Below are 20735 nucleotides of genomic sequence, written 5' to 3' on the forward strand. Positions count from 1 at the left end.
CCCCAGCAGGCGCGTGGCCGCGGCGATCGCCGAGCACCGTGCCGACGTCGTCCACCTGGCCAGCCCCTTCGTCCTCGGTGTCCGCGGCATGGCCGCCGCCACCCGGCTCGGCATCCCCGCCGTGGCCGTCTACCAGACCGACCTCGCCGGATACGCCCGCACCTACGTGCACGCGGGAGAAGCCGCCGCCTGGCGCCGTATCCGCTCCGTCCACGCCGCCGCCGACCTCACCCTCGCCCCGTCCAGCGCCTCCCTGCGCGACCTGGAGGCGCACGGCGTGCCCCGGGTCAAGCTGTGGCCGCGGGGCGTGGACACCGGCCGCTTCCGCCCCGACCTGCGCGACGAGGCACTGCGCCGGCAGCTCGCGCCGAACGGGGAGATGATCGTCGGCTATGTCGGCCGGCTCGCCCCCGAGAAGCACATCGAACTCCTCGCCGACGTGTGCCGCCTCGCGGGCGTCAAGGTCGTGGTGGTCGGGGACGGGCCGAGCCTGCCCCACCTGGAACAGGCGCTGCCCGGAGCGGTCTTCCTGGGCCGTCGCATGGGCGACGAACTGGCCAGGATCTTCGCCTCCTTCGACGTCTTCGCGCACACCGGCCCCTTCGAGACCTTCTGCCAGACCGTGCAGGAGGCCATGGCCGCAGGCGTGCCGGTCGTCGCGCCCGCCGCCGGCGGACCGCTCGACCTGGTCGCCCACGGGCGCACAGGTTTCCTCGTCCCGCCGCGCGACCCGGCCGCCGTACGGGACGCCGTACGGTCCCTGGCCGCCGACCCCGGCATGCGGGCCTCGTTCGGCGCCGCCGCGCGGGCCCTGGTGGAGGGCCGCACCTGGGCGGCCGTCGGCGACCAGCTGATCGGCCACTACGCCGCCGTGCTCAGCGGCCGGAAGACGGCGGTGGCGGCATGAGCGGACAGTCGCTGCGGATCGTCCGCCTCGCCAACTTCGTCGCTCCCGCCTCGGGCGGCCTGCGCACCGCCCTGCGCGAGCTCGGCAAGGGCTACCGGGCGGCCGGACACGAGCCCGTGCTCATCGTGCCCGGCGACCGTGCGAGCGACCGCCTGACCGAGCAGGGCCGGATCATCACCCTGCCCGGCCCGCTGCTGCCCGGCACCGGCGGATACCGCGTCCTGGCCGACAAACGGCGCGTGGCCCGGCTCCTGGCGGAACTCGCCCCCGACCGCCTGGAGGTCTGCGACCGCACGACCCTCAGGTGGACCGGCAAATGGGCCCGGCGCGCCCGCGTCCCCGCCGTGATGGTCTCCCACGAGACCGCCGACGGCGTGCTGCGCACCTGGGGCCTGCCGGAGGGCGCGGCCCGGCGTGCCGCCGACGCCCTCAACGTCCGTACGGCGCACACCTACGCGCGCGTGGTGTGCACCACCGAGTTCGCCGAGCGGGAGTTCGTGCGGATCGGCGCGCGCAACGTCGTCCGGGCCCCGCTGGGCGTCGACCTGGTCGAGCGGCGCCCGGGGCTGCGCGACTCGGGACTGCGGGCCCGGTACGCGCGCGAGGACGAGACGCTGCTCGTGACCTGCACGAGGCTGTCCGTCGAGAAGCGGCCGAGCACGGCCCTGGACGCCGTGGAGTCCCTGCTGCGCCGGGGCCGGCGCGCGGTGCTCGTGGTGGCGGGGGACGGCCCGCTGCGGCCGCGCCTGGAACAGCGGGCCCGGGAGCGGCGGCTGCCGGTGACCTTCCTCGGGCACGTCGCCGACCGCGGGCTGCTGGGCGCCCTCCAGGCCAGCGCCGATGTCAGCCTGGCCCCCGGGCCCGCCGAGACCTTCGGGCTCGCCGCGCTGGAGGCCATGGCATGCGGAACCCCGGTCGTGGTGAGTGCCTCCTCCGCGCTGCCGGAGGTCATCGGATCGGCCGGAGCCGTCGCCGCCGACCGGGGAGAGGCCTTCGCGGACGCCGTGGACACGCTGCTCGCACGGCCCGAGGCCGAGCGCCGCGAGATCGCACGCGCGCGTGCGGAGTGCTTCGGGTGGGACACCGCGGTCCGGGCGTTCCTCGCCGCGCATGACGCGGAGGTCCTCGTACGGCGTTCCGTGCCGGGGGGCGTGGCATGAGCAGGGGTGCGTCATGACGGCCGTGCGCTTCGTGGCCCTCGGCGACTCCCTGTCCGAGGGCGTGGGCGATCCCGTCGGCGGGGGATGGCGCGGCTGGGCCGAACTGCTCGCCGACGGGCTCGCCGAGTCCGTGGAGTTCACCAAGCTCGCGGTGAGCGGGGCGCAGACGCGCGATGTGCTGGAGCGGCAGATGCCGGTGGGGCTGGGGTTGCGGCCGGACCTCGTCTCGGTCGTCGTCGGGGTCAACGACACCCTGCGCTGCACGTTCGACATCCATGCCGTGGCCGCCCGTCTCGACGAGGTGTACGCGGCGTTCACCTCGCAGGGCGCCGTCCTGCTCACGGCGTGCCTGCCCGACCCGGGCACGATGCTCGGACTGCCCGGCGCCCTGGCGCGTCCGCTGGCCCGGCGGCAGCGGGCGGTGAACGCGGTGGTGCACGCGCTGTCCGAGCGGTACGGCGCGGTGCATCTGCACGCGGCCGAGGGGTCCTGGACCACCGAGCCCGCGATGTGGAGCGCGGATCGGCTGCATCCCGGTGAGCGGGGGCATCGTCAGCTGGCCGTGCGGTTCCACGCGGTGCTGGCGGAGCGCGGTCTCGCGACCGGGGTCGCGCCCGCGGCCGAGCCGGAGTCTCCCGTGCCGACGAAGTCGGCGAGTCTGCGGTGGCTGGCCACGGCGGGCACGGGATGGGTGATGCGGCGGTGCACCGACCTGCTGCCGCAGTTGGTGACGCTGGCGGTGGACGAGATGCGGCATCGCGCGCGCGGGACCAGCGCGCGGCTCGATCTGCGGACGGCTCACGCGGTGTCCGCGGCTCTGGCGGCGCTGTCCGTGCGGGAGCAGCGGGCCGGAGCGGCTTGAGCGCGTCGGCGGTGCCGGTATCGCTGTCGGCTCGGGCGGGCGCGGCGGTGGGGCGTGGCCGGCCGAGCCGTTCCCCGCGTCCCTAGGTGGCGGGCCGGCGCCGTACCTCCACGAAGCGCACCGGAATGCCCGGTACCGCCTGGGCCGCCGCCGGCAGGTCGCTCTCGTGGACCACTCCGATCACCGGGTAGCCGCCGGTGGTCGGGTGGTCGGCGAGGAAGACCACCGGCCTGCCGTTCGGCGGGACCTGGACCGCCCCCAGGACCATGCCCTCGCTGGGGAGTTCACCCGGCCGGGCCCGCTCCAGGGCCGGCCCTTCCGTGCGCAGGCCGATGCGGTTGCTCGCCGAGGACACCTGGAAGGTGTGCGAGGTGAAAGCCCTTACCGCATGCGGGGTGAACCAGTCGGCTCGCGGGCCGAGAGTGACGCGCAGCACGAGTTCCGCGGGGGGCGCCGGCTGTGGCGCGGTGTCCACGCGCGTGTGGAGCGGTGTCGGCGTGCCCAGGGGGAGGACCGCGCCGTCCGTGAGGGGGGTGGGGCCCAGACCCGACAGGAGGTCCGTGGAGCGGCTGCCGAGCACCGGCTCCACGGCGATCCCGCCGGAGACGGCCACATAACTGCGCAGCCCCGACACGGCCGCTCCGACGGTGAGCAGGGCTCCGGCCGGTACGCGCACCGGAGCGCCCCAGGCCGCCGCGCGGCCGTCGACCGTGATCCGGCAGGGGGCGCCCGTGACCGCCACGGTGACCGTCGAACGGGGGCGTACCGCACAGCCGTTGAGCGTGGTCTCCAGGACGGCCGCCCCGGGGCGGTTGCCGACCAGGCGGTTGGCGAGCTCGGCCGCCGGACGGTCCAGGGCGCCCGAGCGGGGGACACCGAGGTGGGCGTGGCCCGGGCGGCCCCGGTCCTGGACGGTGGTCAGTGCTCCGGCCCGGACGACGGAGAGGGCGCGGTCGGTCACGGTGCCCCCACGAACCTCACGCGCGTGCCCGGCGACAGCAGTGCGGCCGGTACGCGCGCGTGGTCCCACAGAACGGCGTCCGTGGTCCCGATGAGCTGCCAGCCGCCCGGCGACGAGCGCGGGTAGACGCCGGTGTACGGGCCCGCGAGCGCCACCGAGCCGGGCGGGACCGCCGTGCGCGGGGTGGCCCGGCGCGGCACGTCGTAGCGGGCGGGCAGGCCGGTGAGGTAGCCGAAGCCGGGCGCGAATCCGCAGAAGGCCACCGTGAACTCGGTGCCGGCGTGGACGCGGGCCACGTCCTCGGGGGAGACGCCCCAGTGCGCGGCCACGTCGACCAGGTCCGGTCCGTCGTAGCGCACCGGGAGTTCGACGACCTCACGCGGGCGCGGGGGAGCGGGCGGTACCTCGGAGGCGGTCAGCTGGGCGGCCAGGCGGACCGGGTCGGCGAGGCCGTCGAGGAGGACCGTGCGGGCCGCGGGGACGATCTCGCGGACCGACAGCGAGCCCTCCGTGCGGCGGCGCACCAGCTCGGCGTGCAGGGCCTGGGCCTCCTCGTCCGAGGACACCTCGACGAGGAGGGCGCCGTTTCCGACGGGCAGTGCTCTCATACGAAGGCCTCCACCCGGACGCCCGAGTCCACGAGGTGCTTTCTCACCCTCCGGGCCAGTTCGACCGCGCCCGGTGTGTCGCCGTGCAGGCACAGGGAGCGGGCCTCGACCTCGACGAGGACACCGGAGTGGGCGGTGACCGCGCGATGCCGGGCCAGGCTCAGCGAGCGTTCCATGACCGCCTCGGGATCGGTGACCACGGCACCGTCCAGGCCGCGTGGCACCAGGGTGCCCTCCTCGGTGTAGGCGCGGTCCGCGAAGGCCTCCGTGACGGCCTCCAGCCCGGCCTTCACGGTGGCCTCCAGGAGGCGGGAGCCGGGCAGCCCCAGCACGGGCAGCGTGGCGTCGGCGAGGAGCACGCCGTCGACGACCGCCGCGGCCTGCTCCTCGTCGTGGACGACCCGGTTGTACAGCGCGCCGTGCGGTTTGACGTACGACACGCGCGTGCCCGCCGCCCGGGCGAAGACCTCCAGGGCGCCGATCTGGTAGGCGACCTCGGCCGTCAGCTCGGCGGGGGGCACCTCCATCGCGCGCCGCCCGAACCCCGCGAGGTCCTGGTAGGAGACCTGAGCGCCGATGCGGACCCCGCGCGCGGCCGCGAGCTCGCAGACGCGTCGCATGGTGACCGCGTCCCCGGCGTGGAACCCGCAGGCCACGTTGGCGCTGGTGACGACGGACAGCAGCTGTTCGTCGTCGGTGAGCTCCCAGCGGCCGAAGCCCTCACCCAGGTCGGCGTTGAGATCGATCGAGATCATGTCGGTCCCGTGTCCCCTTTCAGGATGCTCGATGCGGTTCGGCATGTCTCAGGCCACCCGGTACTGCTCGTCCCGGGCGTCCGTGAGCAACATCTGCCCCGGTGCGTGCGTGATGGCGAACGGCGGGCGCGAGGCCATCACCGCGGCCTGCGGGGTCACTCCGCAGGCCCAGAAGACCGGGATGTCGTCCGGTTCGGCGTCCACCGGGTCGCCGAAGTCGGGGCGGCCCAGGTCGTCGATGCCGAGTCCGGAGGGATCGCCGCAGTGCACCGGGCTGCCGTGCACGGCCGGGAGCAGGCTGCTCTCCCTGAGGGCAGCGGCCAGGTGCTGCGGCGGCACCGGGCGCATGGACACCACCATGGGTCCGTGCAGCCGCCCCGCGGGACGGCACTGTCGACTGGTCACGTACATCGGAACGTTCCGGCCCTGCTCGATGTGCCGGATCGGGACGCCCGCCTCCGAAAGTGCCCACTCGAAGGTGAAACTGCACCCGATCAGGAACGAAACGAGGTCCTGACGCCAGTGTGCGCGCACGTCCGTCGGCTCGTCCACCAGCCGGCCGTGCTCCCACACCCGGTAGCGCGGGAGATCGGTGCGCAGGTCCGCGCCCTCCGCGAGAACGGTGGTCGGGTCGCCGGCGTCGGTGACGTCGAGGACCGGGCAGGGCTTGGGGTTGCGCTGGCAGAACAGCAGCATGTCGTACGCCCAGTCGGCGGGCACCGAGATCAGGTTGACCTGGGTGTGGCCCGCGGCGACCCCGGCGGTGGGGCCGGTCAGGCCCGCGCGGAAGCGGGTGCGCGCCTGGGCCGGGCTCCACGCGTGCGCGTGCTCGTCGACGAGGGTCAGGGGGCGGTCCTCCGTGCGGTTCACGTGAGCTCCTTCCCGCGGGTCTCCGGCAGCCCGAGCAGGGCGAGTGCGGCGATGCCGTAGCCGAGGGCACCGAAGACGAGTGCCCCGCCCACGCCCCAGCTGTCGGCCAGGAAGCCGACGGTGGTCGGGAAGACCGCGCCGACCGCGCGGCCCGCGTTGTAGGTGAAGCCCTGCCCCGAGCCGCGTACCGCCGTCGGGTACAGCTCGCTCAGGTAGGAACCGAAGCCGCTGAAGATCGCCGACATGCAGAACCCGAGCGGGAACCCGAGGACCAGGAGCCAGGTGTCGGCTCCGCTCGGGATGTTGCCGTAGGCCACGATGCAGACGGCCGACAGCAGGGCGAAGAGCCAGATGTTGCGGCGCCGGCCCAGGCGGTCGGTGAGGTAGCCGCCGGTCAGATAGCCGAGGAAGGCGCCGGAGATGAGGAAGGTCAGATAGCCGCCGGTGCCGACGACCGACAGACCGCGGTCGCTCTTGAGGTACGTCGGCACCCACGTGGCGAGCGTGTAGTAGCCGCCCTGGACGCCGGTGGACAGCAGCCCCGCGAAGATCGTCGTACGCAGCAGGTCCGGCTTGAAGATCGCCGTGAACGAGCCCTTTCCGGCGCTCTTCTCGCGTACCGCGATCGCCTCGGGGGCGTCCTGGACCGTGCGCCGCATCCAGACGACCAGCAGTGCGGGCAGCGCGCCCGTCCAGAACATCACGCGCCAGGCCGTGTCCGGGTCGAAGACCGAGAAGACCAGCGTGTACACGATCGCGGCCAGGGCCCAGCCGACGGCCCAGGAGCTCTGGATCGCGCCCAGGGTGCGTCCCCGGTGCTTCGCGCTCGCGTACTCGGCGACCAGGATCGCGCCGACCGCCCACTCACCTCCGAAGCCGAGTCCCTGGAGGGCGCGGAAGACCAGCAGCGACTCGAAGTTCGGGGCGAAGCCGCAGGCCACGGTGAAGACCGCGTAGGTGACCACCGTGATCATCAGCGCCCGGACCCGGCCGGCCCGGTCCGCCAGTACCCCCGCCAGGGCGCCGCCGATGCCGGAGGCCAGCAGGGTGACGGTGGTGAAGAGGCCGGTCTGACCGCTGTCCAGCCCGAAGTAGGCGGCCAGCGCGACCATGCTCAGCGGGAGCGTGAAGTAGTCGTAGGAGTCCAGGGCGTAACCGCCGAACGCGCCGGCGAAGGCGCGGCGACCGCGTGGGCCGAGAGCGCGGAACCAGCCCAACGCCCCTCCGCCGTCGCGGTCTTCGGGGGCTGTCGGGTGATCGGTCAGGGCCTGAGGGGGCGGGGTCGTGCTCATGGACACCTCGCAGAGGGAGGACGGAGGTCGCGGAGCTGAACCGTGCGGTGTGAAGCACCGTAGAGGATCGTTCAACGATCCTTCAATACCCGTGTTGTTTCGTTCTCGTGACTGCGGTTGAATTCCGGGCATGGCAGAGCAGCTGAGCGGACTGGCCGACGACCGTGCCCTCCTGGGCCGCACCAGCACGGCCGAGCGGGTCTCGGACATCCTCAGGAGCCGCATCGCCGAGGGCTACTTCCCGCCGGGCACACGGCTGTCGGAGGACAGCATCGGAGGGGCACTGGGGGTCTCCCGCAACACCTTGCGCGAGGCGTTCCGGCTGCTCACCCATGAGCGGCTGCTGGTCCACGAGCTCAACCGCGGAGTCTTCGTGCGCGTCCTGGCGGTCGAGGACGTGGAGGACATCTACCGCACCCGCGCGCTCGTGGAGTGCGCCGTGGTCCGCGGCCTGGGCGATCCGCCGTACGCCCTGGACGCCCTCGCCGAGGCGGTCGTGGAGGGGCAGCGGGCGGTGCGCGAAGGCGACTGGAAAGCGCTGGGCACGGCCAACATCCACTTCCACCGCGAACTGGTCGCCCTCGCGGGCAGCGACCGCACCGACGAACTGATGCGCAGCGTCTTCGCCGAACTCCGCCTCGCCTTCCACGTCGTCGACGACCCCAAGGCCCTGCACGAGCCGTACCTGGCCCGCAACCAGCAGATCCTCGGGGCTCTCCAGACGGGCGACCGCGGGGAGGCGGAACGCCTGCTCTCCGTCTACCTGGCCGACTCCCTGCGGCGCGTGGTCGAGGTGTACAGGCGAAGGGTGGGCGAGGACGCTTAGGGGCGCGGGGAACTGCGCGACCGGCCCCCACCGGCCCGCGCACGCGGGACAGCCGGTGGTCGCCCGCCCCACCGCCGGAGGCGATCCGCGCCGTTTGGGGAGTTGTCAGACCTAGGACCTAGTCTGTGCACCGTGACTTCGCCTGCGACGACGGACAGCGTTCCGCCCCAGTTCAGCGCGGGGCCGCGCCCCGCACCGGGCCCGGCCGCCGACGAGGGACTGGCGCGTCGGCTGCGCGCGCTCGCTTGCACCGCGCCGCTGCACGACCTCGACGCCCGCAAGGCCAACCTCGCGGGCGAGTACTCGGTGTACGGCATGGCGGAGGTGGCCCTGTCCGCCATCGACCTGGTCACCCTGAACATGGACTTCGACACCGGCGCCGACCACGACCAGATCGTCGCCCGCCTCATCCCGCGCATCGCCGCCCAGGCCCCGCAGCGGCCCGTCGCCGAGCACGAGCGCGTGGCCCGCTGGGTCCTGGAGAACCTCATCAACGTCGGCAGCGTCGACCGCGGGTTCCGCGCGGTCTACGGCACGTTCGCACCGGACGGGACCTATGTCCGGCGGGACTACGACTTCAAGCTGATCGAGGAGGTGCCGGGCCCCGGCGGCTCGGTGTATCTGCGGACCACCGACGAGGCGGTCAACGTCCTCGTCGGCGCCCTCGACACCGACGTCACCAGCGCCCAGATCGCCGCCGAGGTCAAGCTGGAGGTGCTGATCAGCCGCGGCCGCCTCGCCGACGCCCAGCTCGCCGCGGAACAGGCCAGGTACCGGACCGTGCAGTACTCCGAGACCCTGCGCAGGGCACTGGACGCCACCCGCCGCAATGTCCGGGCCGTCGACTGGCTCAACGCCGTGCCCGACATGATCGCCGAGGCGCTGGACCACGTCGCCGACCGCTACCGCCACGAGAACGCGATCCTGACCAACATCCGCAAGGCGCGGGACGAGTCCGAGGACCCCGAGCAGAAGCGCCGCGCCGCCGAGCTCGTCGACATCGTCAAGGACTGCATCCGGCGCCACACCCAGCTCCAGTCCCGGCTCCTGGAGGCGGGACCGCTCTTCCGCGCCGAGCAGGACCGGCAGGCCTTCGCCACCCCCATGACGACGTCGGGGACGGACCTGTACGGCCAGCTGTTCGCGCCGGTGCTGCCCCTGCCGCTGGAGCAGGCCACGCGCGTCACCGACGCGTTCTTCGCGCGCGGGACCGGGCTGCGCACACCGGTGTCGGTCCGGGTCGGCGACCTGGTCGACATACTGCTGACGCCGCCCGCGGAGCGCGAGCACCTGGGCGCGGAGATGCCGGAACCGGACCTCGTCGCCACCCCGGACGACAGCCGGTTCAGCGAGGAGCAGCTGGCCGCGGCGAAGGAACTCCTGGACCTGCCGGCGGACGCGCCGCGGCGGCTCTCGGGACTGCTCGCTGAGGCCCGCGGGACCGGCGGGTTCGATCTCGCCTACCTGGTCGCCCTGCTGGCGATCCACGCGGCCAGCCCCGCCGTCGGCACCGCCTACCGCCAGGGCGAGGAGAAGCTGCTCTTCGCGGTGGACGACGGCACCGAGCTGGACGACCCGGACTTCGGCGGCGCCGACCTCATCGTCGGCACCGCCCTGCTGGACGCGGCGGGGATGGCGGCGGACCGGACGGAAGCAGCATGAGTGAGCGCGAGCGTGACAAGGAGCCCCAGCCGTGAGTGAGCATGTCGAGTGGAGCGACCCGGAGGTGGCGACCCCGTCGGCGCCCGCCGCCGTCACCCCCGCCGACGCCGCCGACGCCGCTCGGCTCGTCGCCTTCGGGCTGCAGCCCAAGCTGCAGCCCGCGCGGGACCAGGAGTACGCCGAGCTGCTGCGGCGCTACCGGGAGGACCCGCCGTTCGCGCGGCTCGCCGACGCCGTCGCCGCCGGGCTCGGACTGGTCGTACTGGAGGTGTCCCCGCGCGCGGGGATGGCCGTGACCGCCGCCGAGGACTCCGTGTTCGCCGTCCGCATGGGCGACTACGCGCGGCGTACCTCCGCCGACGGCGGTGACCGGTTCCTGCACGGCCTCGCCCACCTCGCCGTGGCCGCCATGGCCTTCCCGCGGCCCGAGGACCTCGCCGACGACGGGTACATCGGGCGCGTCTCGGTCAACGGCGTCGACGCCTTCGTACGCCAGGCCTGCCGGCGGCTGGAGGAGCGGGCCGAGGAGGTCGGCGAGAACACCGACCCGGCCACGGACGCGCCGGGGCTCGAAGCGGCCTGGCGGATCTGGGCCAGACGCAGCGCGGCCGGCGCGACCAAGGACGCCCGCCGGCTCGCCGGGTCCACGACCGGCATCGTCGGCAAGGCCACCGCCTTCCTCACCGACTCCGGCTTCCTGCAGCGCACCGGGGACGACAACGGCGGCACCTACCGGACCACGGCCCGCTACCAGCTCCAGGTGCGGGACATGGCCGGAAGCGCCGCCATGGCCGAACTCCTGGAGCTGGGGATCGTCCCGGTCACCGACGGCACACCGACCCTGCTGCCCGCCGAGAACGGCGACGACCTGGAGCTGGTGGCCGACGCCGGCCTGCCGTTCCACTCCTGAACCTCCCCGACCTGCCGAAGACTTACGAGAGTCCGCCATGTACGAGCTGTCCCGGGTCCGCCTCTACTCCATCGGTCCCGCCGGTGCGCGCTACGCCGACACCGTGCTTGACCTGCGCGGTGTCGGCGCGGAAGTGCCCGACCCCGCGCCCACCCAGGCGGAGTTCTTCGAGGAGGAGCCCGTAGGCCCGCCGCGCCGCCCCGCGCCCGCCGGCGTGCTCTTCCTGGAGAACGGCGGCGGGAAGTCGGTGCTGCTCAAGCTGATCTTCTCGGTGATGCTGCCCGGCCACCGCAACACCCTCGGCGGCGCGAGCTCCGGTGTGCTGCGCAAGTTCCTGCTGGCGGACGACTGCGGGCACGTGGCCCTGGAGTGGCAGCACACCCTGACCGGCGAGTGCGTCGTCGTCGGCAAGGTCAGCGAGTGGCGGGGGCGCCAGGTCTCCAACGACCCGCGGAAGTTCGCCGAGGCCTGGTACTCCTTCCGGCCCGGCCCCGGACTCAGTCTCGACAACCTGCCCGTCGCCGAGTCCACCGCCGTACGGCCGCCCGCCGAGGGGCAGTCGGCCGCGCAGGGCCGCCGCCGCACCATGAAGGGCTTCCGGGACGCCCTCACCGAGGCGGGCAAGGCGTACCCGCATCTGGAGGTGCACTGGGAGGAGATCCACGACCGGTGGATCGAGCACCTCGGCGATCTCGGCCTCGACCCCGAACTCTTCCGCTACCAGCGGGAGATGAACGCCGACGAGGGCGAGGCCGCCGGCCTGTTCGCGGTGAAGAAGGACTCCGACTTCACCGACCTGCTGCTGCGTGCCGTGACCGACACCCGCGACACCGACGGACTCGCCGACCTGGTCAGCGGGTTCGGCAACAAGCTCGGGCGCCGCGCCGAGCTCATCGCCGAACGGGACTTCACCGCGGGCTCCGTGGACCTGCTCGGCCGGATCGTCGAGGCCGCCGAGGCACGCTCCCGCGCGCGTGACATCCACGCCGGCGCAGAGCGCCGGACCCGGACGCTGGCCCGCCGGCTGTCCGCGCGGGGCGTCCAGGAGCGGGTGCGGGCCGCGGACCTGGCCCAGCGGGTCACCGCGGCCGCGTACGCCGTCACCCATGCCGAGGGGGGCCGGGAGCGCAGTGCGCTGATCGCCGCCGAACTCGCCTACCGGCACGCCTCCCTGGCGCTCGCCGCCGCCGAGAAGTCGGCCGCGGCCCAGAAGCGCGAGCTCGCCGAGGCACGCACGCTGCACTCCGCCTGGCAGGCCGCCGAGGCCGTCCTGCGGCACCGTGCCGCCGCCGACCGGGTCGCGCGCGTGGCCGCCGCCATCCAGGAGGCCGAGCGGGACGCGGCCCCCGCGCTCGCCGCCCGCGCCAGGGCCGCCGCCGATCTCGTACGGGCCCTGCACGCGGCCGCCGAGGGCGCCGAGACCCTCGCCAACGAGGAGGAGGAGCGGTCCGCCGCCCTCCAGGAGGTCGGCGAGTCCGCGTACCGGGACTCCACCTCCGCCGCCACCGAGGCACAGCGCGCCCGCAGTGAGATCGGGCATCTGCGCCAGCGGTTGAGCGAGGTCGAGCAGGAGACCGCCGAGGCGGTCCGCGCGGGCTGGCTCGACGACAGCGCACCGGACGCCGACCCGGCCCGCGCGGCCCTCGCCGCGAGCGACGCCGAGAAGACGGCCGTCGCCGCCTGGGACGCCGCCCGCGAGGCGTCGAACCGGGCCGCCGAGCACGCGCGCGAGGCGGCCGCGGCCGAATCCCGCGCCGAGCTCACGGCCGCCCGCGCCGAGGACGCGGCCACGGCGGCGGCGCGGTCCTACGAGGCCGAGCGGCGCCTGGCGGAGGGGCTGGCGGGGGAGGAGCGGCTCGCGGAGCTGCTCAGCCTCTCCGGGACCTCCGCCGCCGTGCCGGGACCGCGCGCGGGAGCCGAGGGCGGCGCGAGAGGGGGCGGCTCCGCCGGGCACGAGGGCGCCGACCCGCACCCCGGCGCCACGGGTGCCGGCACTGACGCCGGTCTCACCCCCGAGGACCTCGACCGCTTCGCCGACGAACTGCGCGAGCTGCTCGACGACTCCGTCTCCTCGGCCGAACGCCAGCTCTTCGAACTGCGCACGGCCGCCGCCGACGACTCCCGGATCCTCGGCGCCCTCGGTGACGGCGGACTCCTGCCACCGGGGCCGGACGTCCTGGCCACGGTCGAGTTCCTCGGCGAGAACGGCATCCCCGCCCTGCCCGGCTGGCGCTACCTCGCCCAGGCGGTCGACCCCACCGACCACGCGCGCGTGCTGGCCGCCCGGCCGGAACTCGTCGACGGCGTGATCATCACCGACCCCGACACCCACACGCGTGCCCGTGCGGCCCTGCACGACGCGGCCTTGCTCCCGCGCTCCGCCGTCGCCGTCGGCACGGCCGCCGCCCTGCTGGCGCCCACCCCGGCCACCGACTCCGAGAGCACCGACGTCTTCCTCGTGCCGCCGAACCCGGCCATGCACGACGAACACGCCGCCGACGAGGAACGCCAGGCACTGCGCGCGCGGGCCGGCGAGCGGGACGAGGAGATCAGGTCGCTCGCGGCCCGCCTCGGCAAGGACCGTGAACTGGCCGCCCGGCTCGCCTCCTGGCGCACCGGCTGTCCGGCAGGCCGGCTCGTCGAGCTCGCGCAGGCCGCCCGGGACACGCGCGTGTTCGCCGAGGAGGCGGAGGCCGAGCTGGCCGAGGCGCGCACGGTGCGGGCCGAGGCCGACGAAGCCGCCGCGGAGGCCGCCCAGACGCGCGACGAGCGCCAGGAGGCCGCCCAGAAGGCCCGGCGTGCCGCCGACGCCCTCGCGGGCCTGGCCTACCGGCTGCGCGAGCGGGCCGGCTGGCAGGCCAAGCTGCGCGAACTGGCCGACGACGCCACCGAGTCGGAAGCCCGCGCCCAGACCTGCCTGGACCGGGCCCGGGCCGCCGACGAGGACCGGCGCGGGGCCCAGCGGGCCGCCGACGACGCCCGCCGCACCGCGCGTGCGCTGCGCGCCGAGCGCGCGGAGATCGCCGGCGCCCCCGACGACGTACCGGACAGTGCCCCGGAGCCCTCCAGGCCGTCCCTGCCCGCCCTGCGCGAGGCCTACCGGGCCGCCTCACAGCTGTACGAGAAGGTGGGCGTCGGCGCCGACCTGCGGGCCGAGCAGGCGCGGGCGGAGAGCGACGAGAGCGCGGCCCTCGCCGAACTGGACCGGCTGAGCAACAAGGTCCGCACCCGCGCGGAGCAGCTGCTCCAGTCGCCCGACGGCTCCGACGGGCCCTCCCGGCAGGCCGCGGCAGCCCGTGCGGAGGAGCTGGTGCAGCTCCTGGAGACCCGTATGTCGACCGCGAGCGAGCAGCTCGGCCGGTTGCGCGGCGAGGCCGAGCGGCACGCGCCCGAGGACGGCGGGGCGCACACCGAACTGTCACCGGAGCTGGAGCCGCGCGACGCCGAGCACGCGCAGGCGCTGCTGCGCACGGCCACCGCCGAACTCGCCTCCCGCACCGAGGCGTTGGCCCAGGCCAGGGAGGCGCACGCGGAGCTGCTCGACTCCCACCGGGCCGCCGAGGACGCGGCGGGCGGCTTCGACGAGATCGCCGCGATGCTCCGCGACCTGCTGCGCGAGCACACCGTGGAGGACGAGCAGGACGAGCAGGAGCCCTACCCGGGCAGCCCCGAGGAGGCCCGGCAGACCGCCGCCGAGGCCCGCCGCTCGCTGCGTGGCTGTGCCGCCGACCTCTCCGCCGCCGAGTCCGCCGTGCGCGAGGCCAGTGACGTACTGGTCCGGCACGCCAACTCCACGCGCTACGAGCAGGTCCGCACCCCCGCGCGGCAGCAGATCCGGGAACTGCCCGCGTCAGCGCTGCCCGAGCACGCGCAGAAGTGGGCGGACGCCTTCGCGCCCCGGCTGCGGGTGCTGACCGACGAGTTGGCGCAGCTGGAGCGGAACCGGGACTCGATCGTGGACCGGCTGCGCGGGCTCGTGGAGTCCGCGCTGGCCACGCTCAGGTCCGCCCAGCGGCTGTCCCGGCTGCCCGAGGGGCTCGGTGAGTGGTCCGGTCAGGAGTTCCTGCGGATCCGCTTCGAGGAGCCCGACCAGGCGACGCTGACCGAGCGGCTCGGCGAGGTCATCGACGAGGCGACCAGGGCCGCGGTGAAAAAGAACTCCGACCTGCGGCGCGACGGGATGTCCCTGCTGCTGCGCGGAGTCGCGGCGGCGCTCCAGCCGAAGGGCGTGGCCGTGGAGATCCTCAAGCCGGACGCGGTGCTGCGCGCCGAGCGGGTGCCCGTGGGGCAGATGGGCGACGTGTTCTCCGGCGGCCAGCTGCTGACGGCGGCCATCGCGCTGTACTGCACGATGGCGGCCCTGCGCTCCAACGACCGGGGACGGGACCGGCACCGGCACGCCGGCACGCTGTTCCTGGACAACCCGATCGGGCGGGCCAACGCGACGTATCTGCTGGAGCTCCAGCGGGCGGTCTCGGACGCGCTGGGCGTGCAGCTCCTGTACACCACGGGCTTGTTCGACACCACGGCTCTCGCCGAGTTCCCGCTGGTCATCCGTCTGCGCAACGACGCGGACCTGAGGGCGGGCCTGAAGTACATCAGCGTGGAGGAGCATCTGCGGCCGGGTCTTCCGCAGCAGCCGCAGGCGGACGAGGTGGGCCACAGCGAGATCACGGCGACCCGGATGTTCAAGCGTCCGGCGCCCGTGACCCCGTAGGAGGCACCGGGCTGACTCCGGCGCGTGGCCGCTTCCGGAGGGTGGCCGCGCGGCGCGGGTGCGATCAGCCGTGACGACCCGGCGGCCGCCCGCGCTCCGCACGGGGCAGCCGCCGGGCACTCCCGCGCCCACCGTGGCCGTACGTCATCCGGTTCTCAGGGGTGCGAGAGCTGTCCCGTGCCGCCGCCCTGACGCCGTATCCGCTCCTGGGCCCGCTCCGTGACACGCGCCTGCCGCCGGGCCTTGCGGCGCTCACGCCGCAGCGCGCGCGCCGTGCTGCTCGGGGTCGACACCACGCCGTGGCGCTGGTTCCACTCCTGGCGGGTCACCCAGACGTCCAGCGCACCCCAGGTGGCCACCACGGTGCTGGCCACGCTGCTGAGGACCATGGGGAACGCCAGCCAGGAACCCGCCATGGTGCACAGGAAGGCCACCATCGCCTGGAGCAGGGTCACCGCGATGATGAGCCCCGCCCGCACCGCGGAGGTGCGCACCGGATCCGGCAGCCGGCGCCTGCGCGCGGGTTCCTCGACCCACAATGGCCGGTACGGCTCCTCCCGGGCCGCTGCGCGCCCGCCCGGCACGTCCGGCTCCGCGGGTATGCCGTGACCCCGCGCCCCATGGCGCCGGTGCGTCGCCGGACCCGCTGTCTCCGCGCCGATTCCCGGCGCCCCCTGCCGTTCCGCCGTGCCCATCACCGTGTCACTCCCCACCGCCGGCAGATCCCTGGTCCCGGTGTCAGTGGACCGGGCTTCCAAGGTGGCTGCCCGGCTTGCGCTGCTTTACGCCGCCCAGTTGCAGATGCGGCTCCTGTGGCCGAATCCACCGCCATTTCCCGAAGAGAAGGACGAACAAGACCCCTTCAAGATTCCCCCACGACGTCAAAGAAACGAAAAAATCCAGCCAACCCCCAGCCCGGGCCGATCGGTTGCGATCCGAGCCGAGCCACCTGGTGGCAGGAGGCAATCTGCCGTAATGGGAGGACACCTCCCCATGTCGCGCCACGGGCGCGGAGGTTCGGATTCCGGACGCAACTTCGAGTTACGTGTGCGTCGGTAGTAGGCTCGCGCCGTTTGTTGACGTACATGTGTACCCCTGCCCGGCGGGGGTCGAGCTGGGGGAGGCCATGCGCTTTCGCGGGAAGTCCATCCGCCGGAAGATCGTGGCGCTGCTTCTCGTGCCGCTGGTGTCCCTGGTCGCGGTGTGGGGCTTCGCCACGGTGCTGACGGGACGCGAGGTCGCCCGGCTCTTCGAGGTGTCCACCGTCACGGAGAAGCTCGGTTATCCCATCGAGGACACCGTGCGTGTGCTCCAGCAGGAACGCCGCCAGACGCTCGTCTACCTGGCCGATCCGCGCGCCTCGGACGCCCTGTCCGCGCTCCGCAGCACGCGGAGTGCCTCCGACGACGCCATCGCCAAGTTCCGCCGCAACTCCAGCGATCCCGATGTCCGTGACGGCATGGACCAGGACGACGACGAGCGACTCACCGCCGCCCTGGACGCGTTCGACGGCATCGACTCGCTGCGCCGCAGCGTCGAGGACGGCACCCTCTCCAGGCTCCAGGCCTTCGAACAGTACAACCGCCTGGTCGACCCGGCCTACGCCCTCCTCGCCACTCTCGACGGCATCGACAACGTCGAACTGGACAAGCAGGCACGGGCGTTGGTCAACCTCACCCGGGCCCGCGAACTCCTCTCCCGTGAGGACGCCCTGCTCGGTTCCGCCCTGGTGGTGGGCAAGCTCACCCGCGACGAGATCCGCGACGTCTCCGACCTGGTGTCCCAGCGGAACCTGATGTACGACATCAGCCTGGACGTGCTGCCGGGCACCGAGCGCGAGCGCTACGAGCGCTTCTGGAAGAACGCGGGTACCGCCCCGCTGCGCTCCGCCGAGCAGTCCGTCTCCACCGCGGACCCCGGCACGACGGGCGGTGTCAGCGCCAAGAGCTGGGACGCCGCCGCGGGCAACGCGCTCGACGAACTCGCCAAGCTGGACGACCAGGCCGGCGACCGCCTCCAGGACCGTGTCCGGCCGGACGCGATGGCCGTGATCATCAAGGCGGCCGCCGTCGGCGTCCTCGGCCTGATCGCCCTGCTCTTCTCGCTCGTCCTCTCCGTGCGCGTCGGCCGGGGCCTCATCCGCGACCTGCGGCAACTGCGTCTGGAGGCCCACGAGGCCTCCGGCGTACGGCTGCCCAGCGTGATGCGCCGCCTGTCCGTGGGCGAACAGGTCGACATCGAGACCGAGGTCCCGCGCCTGGAGTACGACAAGAACGAGATGGGCGAGGTCGGCCAGGCCCTCAACACCCTCCAGCGCGCCGCCGTCGAAGCCGCCGTCAAGCAGGCCGAGTTGCGCGCCGGGGTCTCCGAGGTGTTCGTCAACCTCGCCCGTCGCAGCCAGGTACTGCTGCACAAGCAGCTCACCCTGCTCGACACCATGGAGCGGCGTACCGAGGACACCGACGAACTCGCCGACCTGTTCCGCCTCGACCACCTCACGACCCGTATGCGCCGGCACGCCGAGGGCCTGGTGATCCTCTCCGGCGCGGCCCCGTCCCGGCAGTGGCGCAAACCCGTCCAGCTCATGGACGTCGTGCGCGCCGCCGTCGCCGAGGTCGAGGACTACGAGCGCATCGAGGTCCGCAGGCTGCCCAGGGTGGCCGTGACCGGCCCGGCCGTCGCCGACCTCACCCATCTCGTGGCCGAACTCCTGGAGAACGCCACGGTGTTCTCCCCGCCGCACACCGCCGTCCAGGTCCTGGGCGAGCGGGTCGCCAACGGCTTCACCCTGGAGATCCACGACCGCGGACTCGGCATGGCCGCCGACGCGTTGCTGGACGCCAACCTCCGGCTCGCCGAGACACCCGAGTTCGAGCTGTCCGACACCGACCGGCTCGGTCTGTTCGTGGTCAGCCGGCTCGCCCAGCGGCAGAACGTCCGGGTCTCGCTGCAGCCCTCGCCGTACGGCGGCACGACGGCGGTCGTCTTCATCCCGGACGCGCTGCTGACGGACGACGTCCCGGACACCAACGGCATCGGCTTCCGCCTCGACCGGCCCCGGCCGTCGAAGGAGGCCGAACTGGAGGAGGCGCAGCGCGTCTCGCTCACCCGGGGACCGGCCCCGTTGCCGCCCGCGATCCTGGACGGCCCGGTCGAACTGGAGGCTCCGGTCGACCTGGACACCCTGAACGACCTCCCGGGCGTGCTCGACTCCGAGGACGGCGAGCGAGGCGGACTGTTCCGGCCGCGCCGCTCGCTGGCCCAGGTCGACGACGAAGCCCCCGGCACCGACGGGACGGCCGTCGGCGAGGACGGTCCGGACGCCCCGGTGTCCCTGTCCCGCCGCCGCACGCCCAAGCTGGTCAGCTCCCACGGACGCCCGGTCGGCGACGAGCGGACGGGACGCGAGGAGACGGACGAGCCACCGGCGATCGGCCACGGCGCCCCCCGGTCGCAGACCTCCCACCCGGTGGGACCCGGGTCCGGGCGTTCCGAGCCTCCGACGCTGCCGAGCCGCCGCCGTGCCGCCGCCCTGCGCAGGAGCACCGACGTGGCGGACCGTGTGGACGAGTTGACCGGGTCACCGGCGTCCCCGGCTTTCCAGGGCCGTGAGCTCGGCGGGGCCCCCGGAGCGCCCGTCCTGCCCCGGCGTACCCGGCGTGCCGACATCCCGTCGAGCGGCCCGGCCGCGGACGACTCGGCCACCGGTGCCACCGGCGGGTCCGGAGCGGGTACGTCCGATCTCGGCGTGCCCGGTGCGAGCGCGGACGCCCTCGGCAGGCCCGGTGTGAGCGACCCCGCCCCGGGCGGTGTCGTACGGCCCGGCTGGGGCGAGCCCGCCCGGGACGCCACCGGGACTTCCGGCTCGGCCAGGCCACCCCTCGGGGCCGGCCGCGGGACCGAGGGCACGGCCTCCGGGTCCGCCCCGCTGCCCCGCCGGGTCCGCCAGGCCAACCTGGCCCCGCAGCTCAAGCAGGCTCCGGATCGGCGCCCCCAGAACCGGGCGGAGCCCGCCGAGCGGGACGCCGACGAGGTACGCAGCCGTATGGCCTCGCTCCAGCGGGGCTGGCAGCGCGGCCGTGAGGAGAACGCCGGGGGCGACGACCCGTCCGGCGGCACAGCACCACAACGAACGACTAAGGGGGACGGTCGATGACCGCACCGAAGGCGACCGACAAGTCCGGCGAGCTGAACTGGCTCCTCGACGACCTGGTGGAGCGCGTCGCGAGCATCCGCAAGGCCCTGGTGCTCTCCAGTGACGGCCTCCCGACCGGCGTGTCCCAGGATCTGACCCGTGAGGACAGCGAGCACCTCGCCGCCGTGGCGTCCGGGTTCCACAGCCTGGCCAAGGGCGTGGGCCGGCACTTCGAGGCGGGCAGCGTCCGGCAGACCGTCGTGGAACTGGACGACGCGTTCCTGTTCGTGACGGCGGCGGGCGACGGCAGCTGCCTCGCGGTCCTCTCCGACGCGGACTCGGACGTGGGTCTCGTCGCCTACGAGATGACGCTCCTGGTCAAGCGGGTCGGTGTGCATCTCGGCGCCGCGCCACGCACCGATCTGCCCCAGGGCGGGTAGTGAGATGGCATGAGCACAGACGGTCAGGGAAGAAGCCACTGGTTCGACGACGAGGCCGGACCGGTGGTCCGTCCGTACGCCATGACGCGTGGCCGCACCACGAGTGCCGGTCAGCACCGTCTCGACCTGATCGCGGTCGTCGTGGCCGAACCCCACACGGACGACCCCGAGGGGGACCACTCGCTGTCCCCCGAGCACGTGGACATCGTCGACCTGTGCCGGGAGACCCCGCAGTCGGTCGCCGAGCTGTCCTCCGAACTCGACCTGCCGATCGGGGTCGTACGGGTCCTCGTGGGCGACCTGGTGGCCTCGGAGTGGGTCCATGTGAACCGGCCGGTGCCGCCCGCCGAGCTCCCGGACGAAAGCATCCTGCGGGACGTGATCAACGGCCTCCGGGCCCTGTGACCGGCCGTGTCGGGGCGCGGAGGCCCCGACCGGTCGGCGGCCGGGTCGCCGGACCCCGGATATGATCTGACTGATCGTCGACGACCGCCCGCGGACGGCAGACCACCGGCCCGCGGCCGCGGTGGCGAGCAGCGCGATCGGAGAGACGGACGTGACGACAGGCCGGCAGTCCCGGGTCGACCGGCACCCTCGGCGACCTCGTCCCGCTGCGCCCTGCCGCCGGCC

At 74.0% G+C, this 20735-nt stretch carries 16 protein-coding genes; 10 read left to right on the forward strand and 6 right to left on the reverse strand.

Features of this window, described 5'->3' with window-relative positions; genetic code table 11:
• From EHS43_RS13605 to EHS43_RS13615, 3 genes are all read left to right on the forward strand, one after another.
• The coding region (locus EHS43_RS13605; protein WP_148104042.1) for a glycosyltransferase at positions 1–907 on the forward strand (907 nt) is incomplete at its 5' end.
• Positions 904–2067 (forward strand): glycosyltransferase, encoded by a 1164-nt coding sequence (locus tag EHS43_RS13610; protein ID WP_125191025.1) that lies wholly within the window; start codon positions 904–906, stop codon positions 2065–2067. The genes EHS43_RS13605 and EHS43_RS13610, both read left to right, overlap by 4 nt.
• 13 nt (positions 2068–2080) lie before the next feature.
• Entirely contained in the window at positions 2081–2929 is an 849-nt protein-coding gene (locus tag EHS43_RS13615; RefSeq protein ID WP_125191026.1) for an SGNH/GDSL hydrolase family protein, read from the forward strand.
• Between the two features lie 82 nt (positions 2930–3011).
• Here EHS43_RS13615 and EHS43_RS13620 read toward each other — a convergent pair whose 3' ends face one another.
• The 5 genes from EHS43_RS13620 to EHS43_RS13640 are packed head-to-tail and all read right to left on the reverse strand — an operon-like array spanning position 3012 to position 7415.
• Complete coding sequence (locus tag EHS43_RS13620) at positions 3012–3890, reverse strand: biotin-dependent carboxyltransferase family protein (RefSeq protein WP_125191027.1); 879 nt, start codon at positions 3888–3890, stop codon at positions 3012–3014.
• A complete protein-coding gene (locus tag EHS43_RS13625) occupies positions 3887–4498 on the reverse strand; it encodes an allophanate hydrolase subunit 1 (protein WP_125191028.1) in 612 nt (203 codons plus the stop codon). The genes EHS43_RS13620 and EHS43_RS13625 overlap by 4 nt, the downstream gene beginning before the upstream one ends.
• Complete coding sequence (locus tag EHS43_RS13630; RefSeq protein ID WP_125191029.1) at positions 4495–5253, reverse strand: LamB/YcsF family protein; 759 nt, start codon at positions 5251–5253, stop codon at positions 4495–4497. Before EHS43_RS13630 ends, EHS43_RS13625 begins: the two co-directional genes overlap by 4 nt.
• Before the next feature lie 48 nt (positions 5254–5301).
• A complete protein-coding gene (locus EHS43_RS13635; protein WP_125191030.1) occupies positions 5302–6123 on the reverse strand; it encodes a putative hydro-lyase in 822 nt (273 codons plus the stop codon).
• Positions 6120–7415: an MFS transporter gene (locus EHS43_RS13640; RefSeq protein ID WP_125191031.1), complete on the reverse strand. Its 1296-nt coding sequence runs from the start codon at positions 7413–7415 to the stop codon at positions 6120–6122. Before EHS43_RS13640 ends, EHS43_RS13635 begins: the two co-directional genes overlap by 4 nt.
• A 130-nt stretch (positions 7416–7545) precedes the next feature.
• Between EHS43_RS13640 and EHS43_RS13645 the strand changes: the two genes are divergently transcribed.
• The 4 genes from EHS43_RS13645 to EHS43_RS13660 all read left to right on the forward strand — a co-directional run bounded on the left by EHS43_RS13645 (position 7546) and on the right by EHS43_RS13660 (position 15530).
• Positions 7546–8241 (forward strand): GntR family transcriptional regulator, encoded by a 696-nt coding sequence (locus tag EHS43_RS13645; RefSeq protein ID WP_125191032.1) that lies wholly within the window; start codon positions 7546–7548, stop codon positions 8239–8241.
• Positions 8242–8373: 132 nt separating this feature from the next.
• A complete protein-coding gene (locus tag EHS43_RS13650) occupies positions 8374–9903 on the forward strand; it encodes a hypothetical protein (protein ID WP_125191033.1) in 1530 nt (509 codons plus the stop codon).
• Positions 9904–9934: 31 nt separating this feature from the next.
• Entirely contained in the window at positions 9935–10813 is an 879-nt protein-coding gene (locus EHS43_RS13655) for a hypothetical protein (RefSeq protein ID WP_125191034.1), read from the forward strand.
• A gap of 37 nt (positions 10814–10850) precedes the next feature.
• On the forward strand, positions 10851–15530 hold the full coding sequence (locus EHS43_RS13660; protein ID WP_125191035.1) for a hypothetical protein: 4680 nt from the start codon (positions 10851–10853) through the stop codon (positions 15528–15530).
• A gap of 155 nt (positions 15531–15685) precedes the next feature.
• On the opposite strand, the gene EHS43_RS13665 is transcribed toward EHS43_RS13660, so the two are convergent.
• Positions 15686–16225: a hypothetical protein gene (locus EHS43_RS13665; RefSeq protein WP_125191038.1), complete on the reverse strand. Its 540-nt coding sequence runs from the start codon at positions 16223–16225 to the stop codon at positions 15686–15688.
• A gap of 431 nt (positions 16226–16656) precedes the next feature.
• Between EHS43_RS13665 and EHS43_RS13670 the strand changes: the two genes are divergently transcribed.
• From EHS43_RS13670 to EHS43_RS13680, 3 genes are read left to right on the forward strand one after another with little or no spacing between them, the layout of a single operon-like run.
• On the forward strand, positions 16657–19686 hold the full coding sequence (locus EHS43_RS13670) for a nitrate- and nitrite sensing domain-containing protein (RefSeq protein WP_125191036.1): 3030 nt from the start codon (positions 16657–16659) through the stop codon (positions 19684–19686).
• Positions 19683–20105: a roadblock/LC7 domain-containing protein gene (locus EHS43_RS13675; protein ID WP_037714711.1), complete on the forward strand. Its 423-nt coding sequence runs from the start codon at positions 19683–19685 to the stop codon at positions 20103–20105. Before EHS43_RS13670 ends, EHS43_RS13675 begins: the two co-directional genes overlap by 4 nt.
• Positions 20106–20114: 9 nt before the next feature.
• A complete protein-coding gene (locus tag EHS43_RS13680; RefSeq protein WP_125191037.1) occupies positions 20115–20510 on the forward strand; it encodes a DUF742 domain-containing protein in 396 nt (131 codons plus the stop codon).
• The last annotated feature ends 225 nt before the right edge of the window (positions 20511–20735 follow it).

It is taken from the genome of Streptomyces sp. RP5T (assembly GCF_003933965.1).
Classification (GTDB): domain Bacteria; phylum Actinomycetota; class Actinomycetes; order Streptomycetales; family Streptomycetaceae; genus Streptomyces.

Excerpts from the sequence above, each read along its gene's own strand:
- EHS43_RS13630 (WP_125191029.1), bottom strand. The coding sequence starts at position 5,253 with ATGATCTCGATCGATCTCAACGCCGACCTGGGTGAGGGCTTCGGCCGC.
- EHS43_RS13625 (WP_125191028.1), bottom strand. The coding sequence starts at position 4,498 with ATGAGAGCACTGCCCGTCGGAAACGGCGCCCTCCTCGTCGAGGTGTCC.
- EHS43_RS13615 (WP_125191026.1), top strand. The coding sequence starts at position 2,081 with ATGACGGCCGTGCGCTTCGTGGCCCTCGGCGACTCCCTGTCCGAGGGC.
- EHS43_RS13680 (WP_125191037.1), top strand. The coding sequence starts at position 20,115 with ATGAGCACAGACGGTCAGGGAAGAAGCCACTGGTTCGACGACGAGGCC.
- EHS43_RS13645 (WP_125191032.1), top strand. The coding sequence starts at position 7,546 with ATGGCAGAGCAGCTGAGCGGACTGGCCGACGACCGTGCCCTCCTGGGC.
- EHS43_RS13665 (WP_125191038.1), bottom strand. The coding sequence starts at position 16,225 with ATGGGCACGGCGGAACGGCAGGGGGCGCCGGGAATCGGCGCGGAGACA.
- EHS43_RS13670 (WP_125191036.1), top strand. The coding sequence starts at position 16,657 with ATGCGCTTTCGCGGGAAGTCCATCCGCCGGAAGATCGTGGCGCTGCTT.
- EHS43_RS13675 (WP_037714711.1), top strand. The coding sequence starts at position 19,683 with ATGACCGCACCGAAGGCGACCGACAAGTCCGGCGAGCTGAACTGGCTC.
- EHS43_RS13640 (WP_125191031.1), bottom strand. The coding sequence starts at position 7,415 with ATGAGCACGACCCCGCCCCCTCAGGCCCTGACCGATCACCCGACAGCC.
- EHS43_RS13610 (WP_125191025.1), top strand. The coding sequence starts at position 904 with ATGAGCGGACAGTCGCTGCGGATCGTCCGCCTCGCCAACTTCGTCGCT.
- EHS43_RS13660 (WP_125191035.1), top strand. The coding sequence starts at position 10,851 with ATGTACGAGCTGTCCCGGGTCCGCCTCTACTCCATCGGTCCCGCCGGT.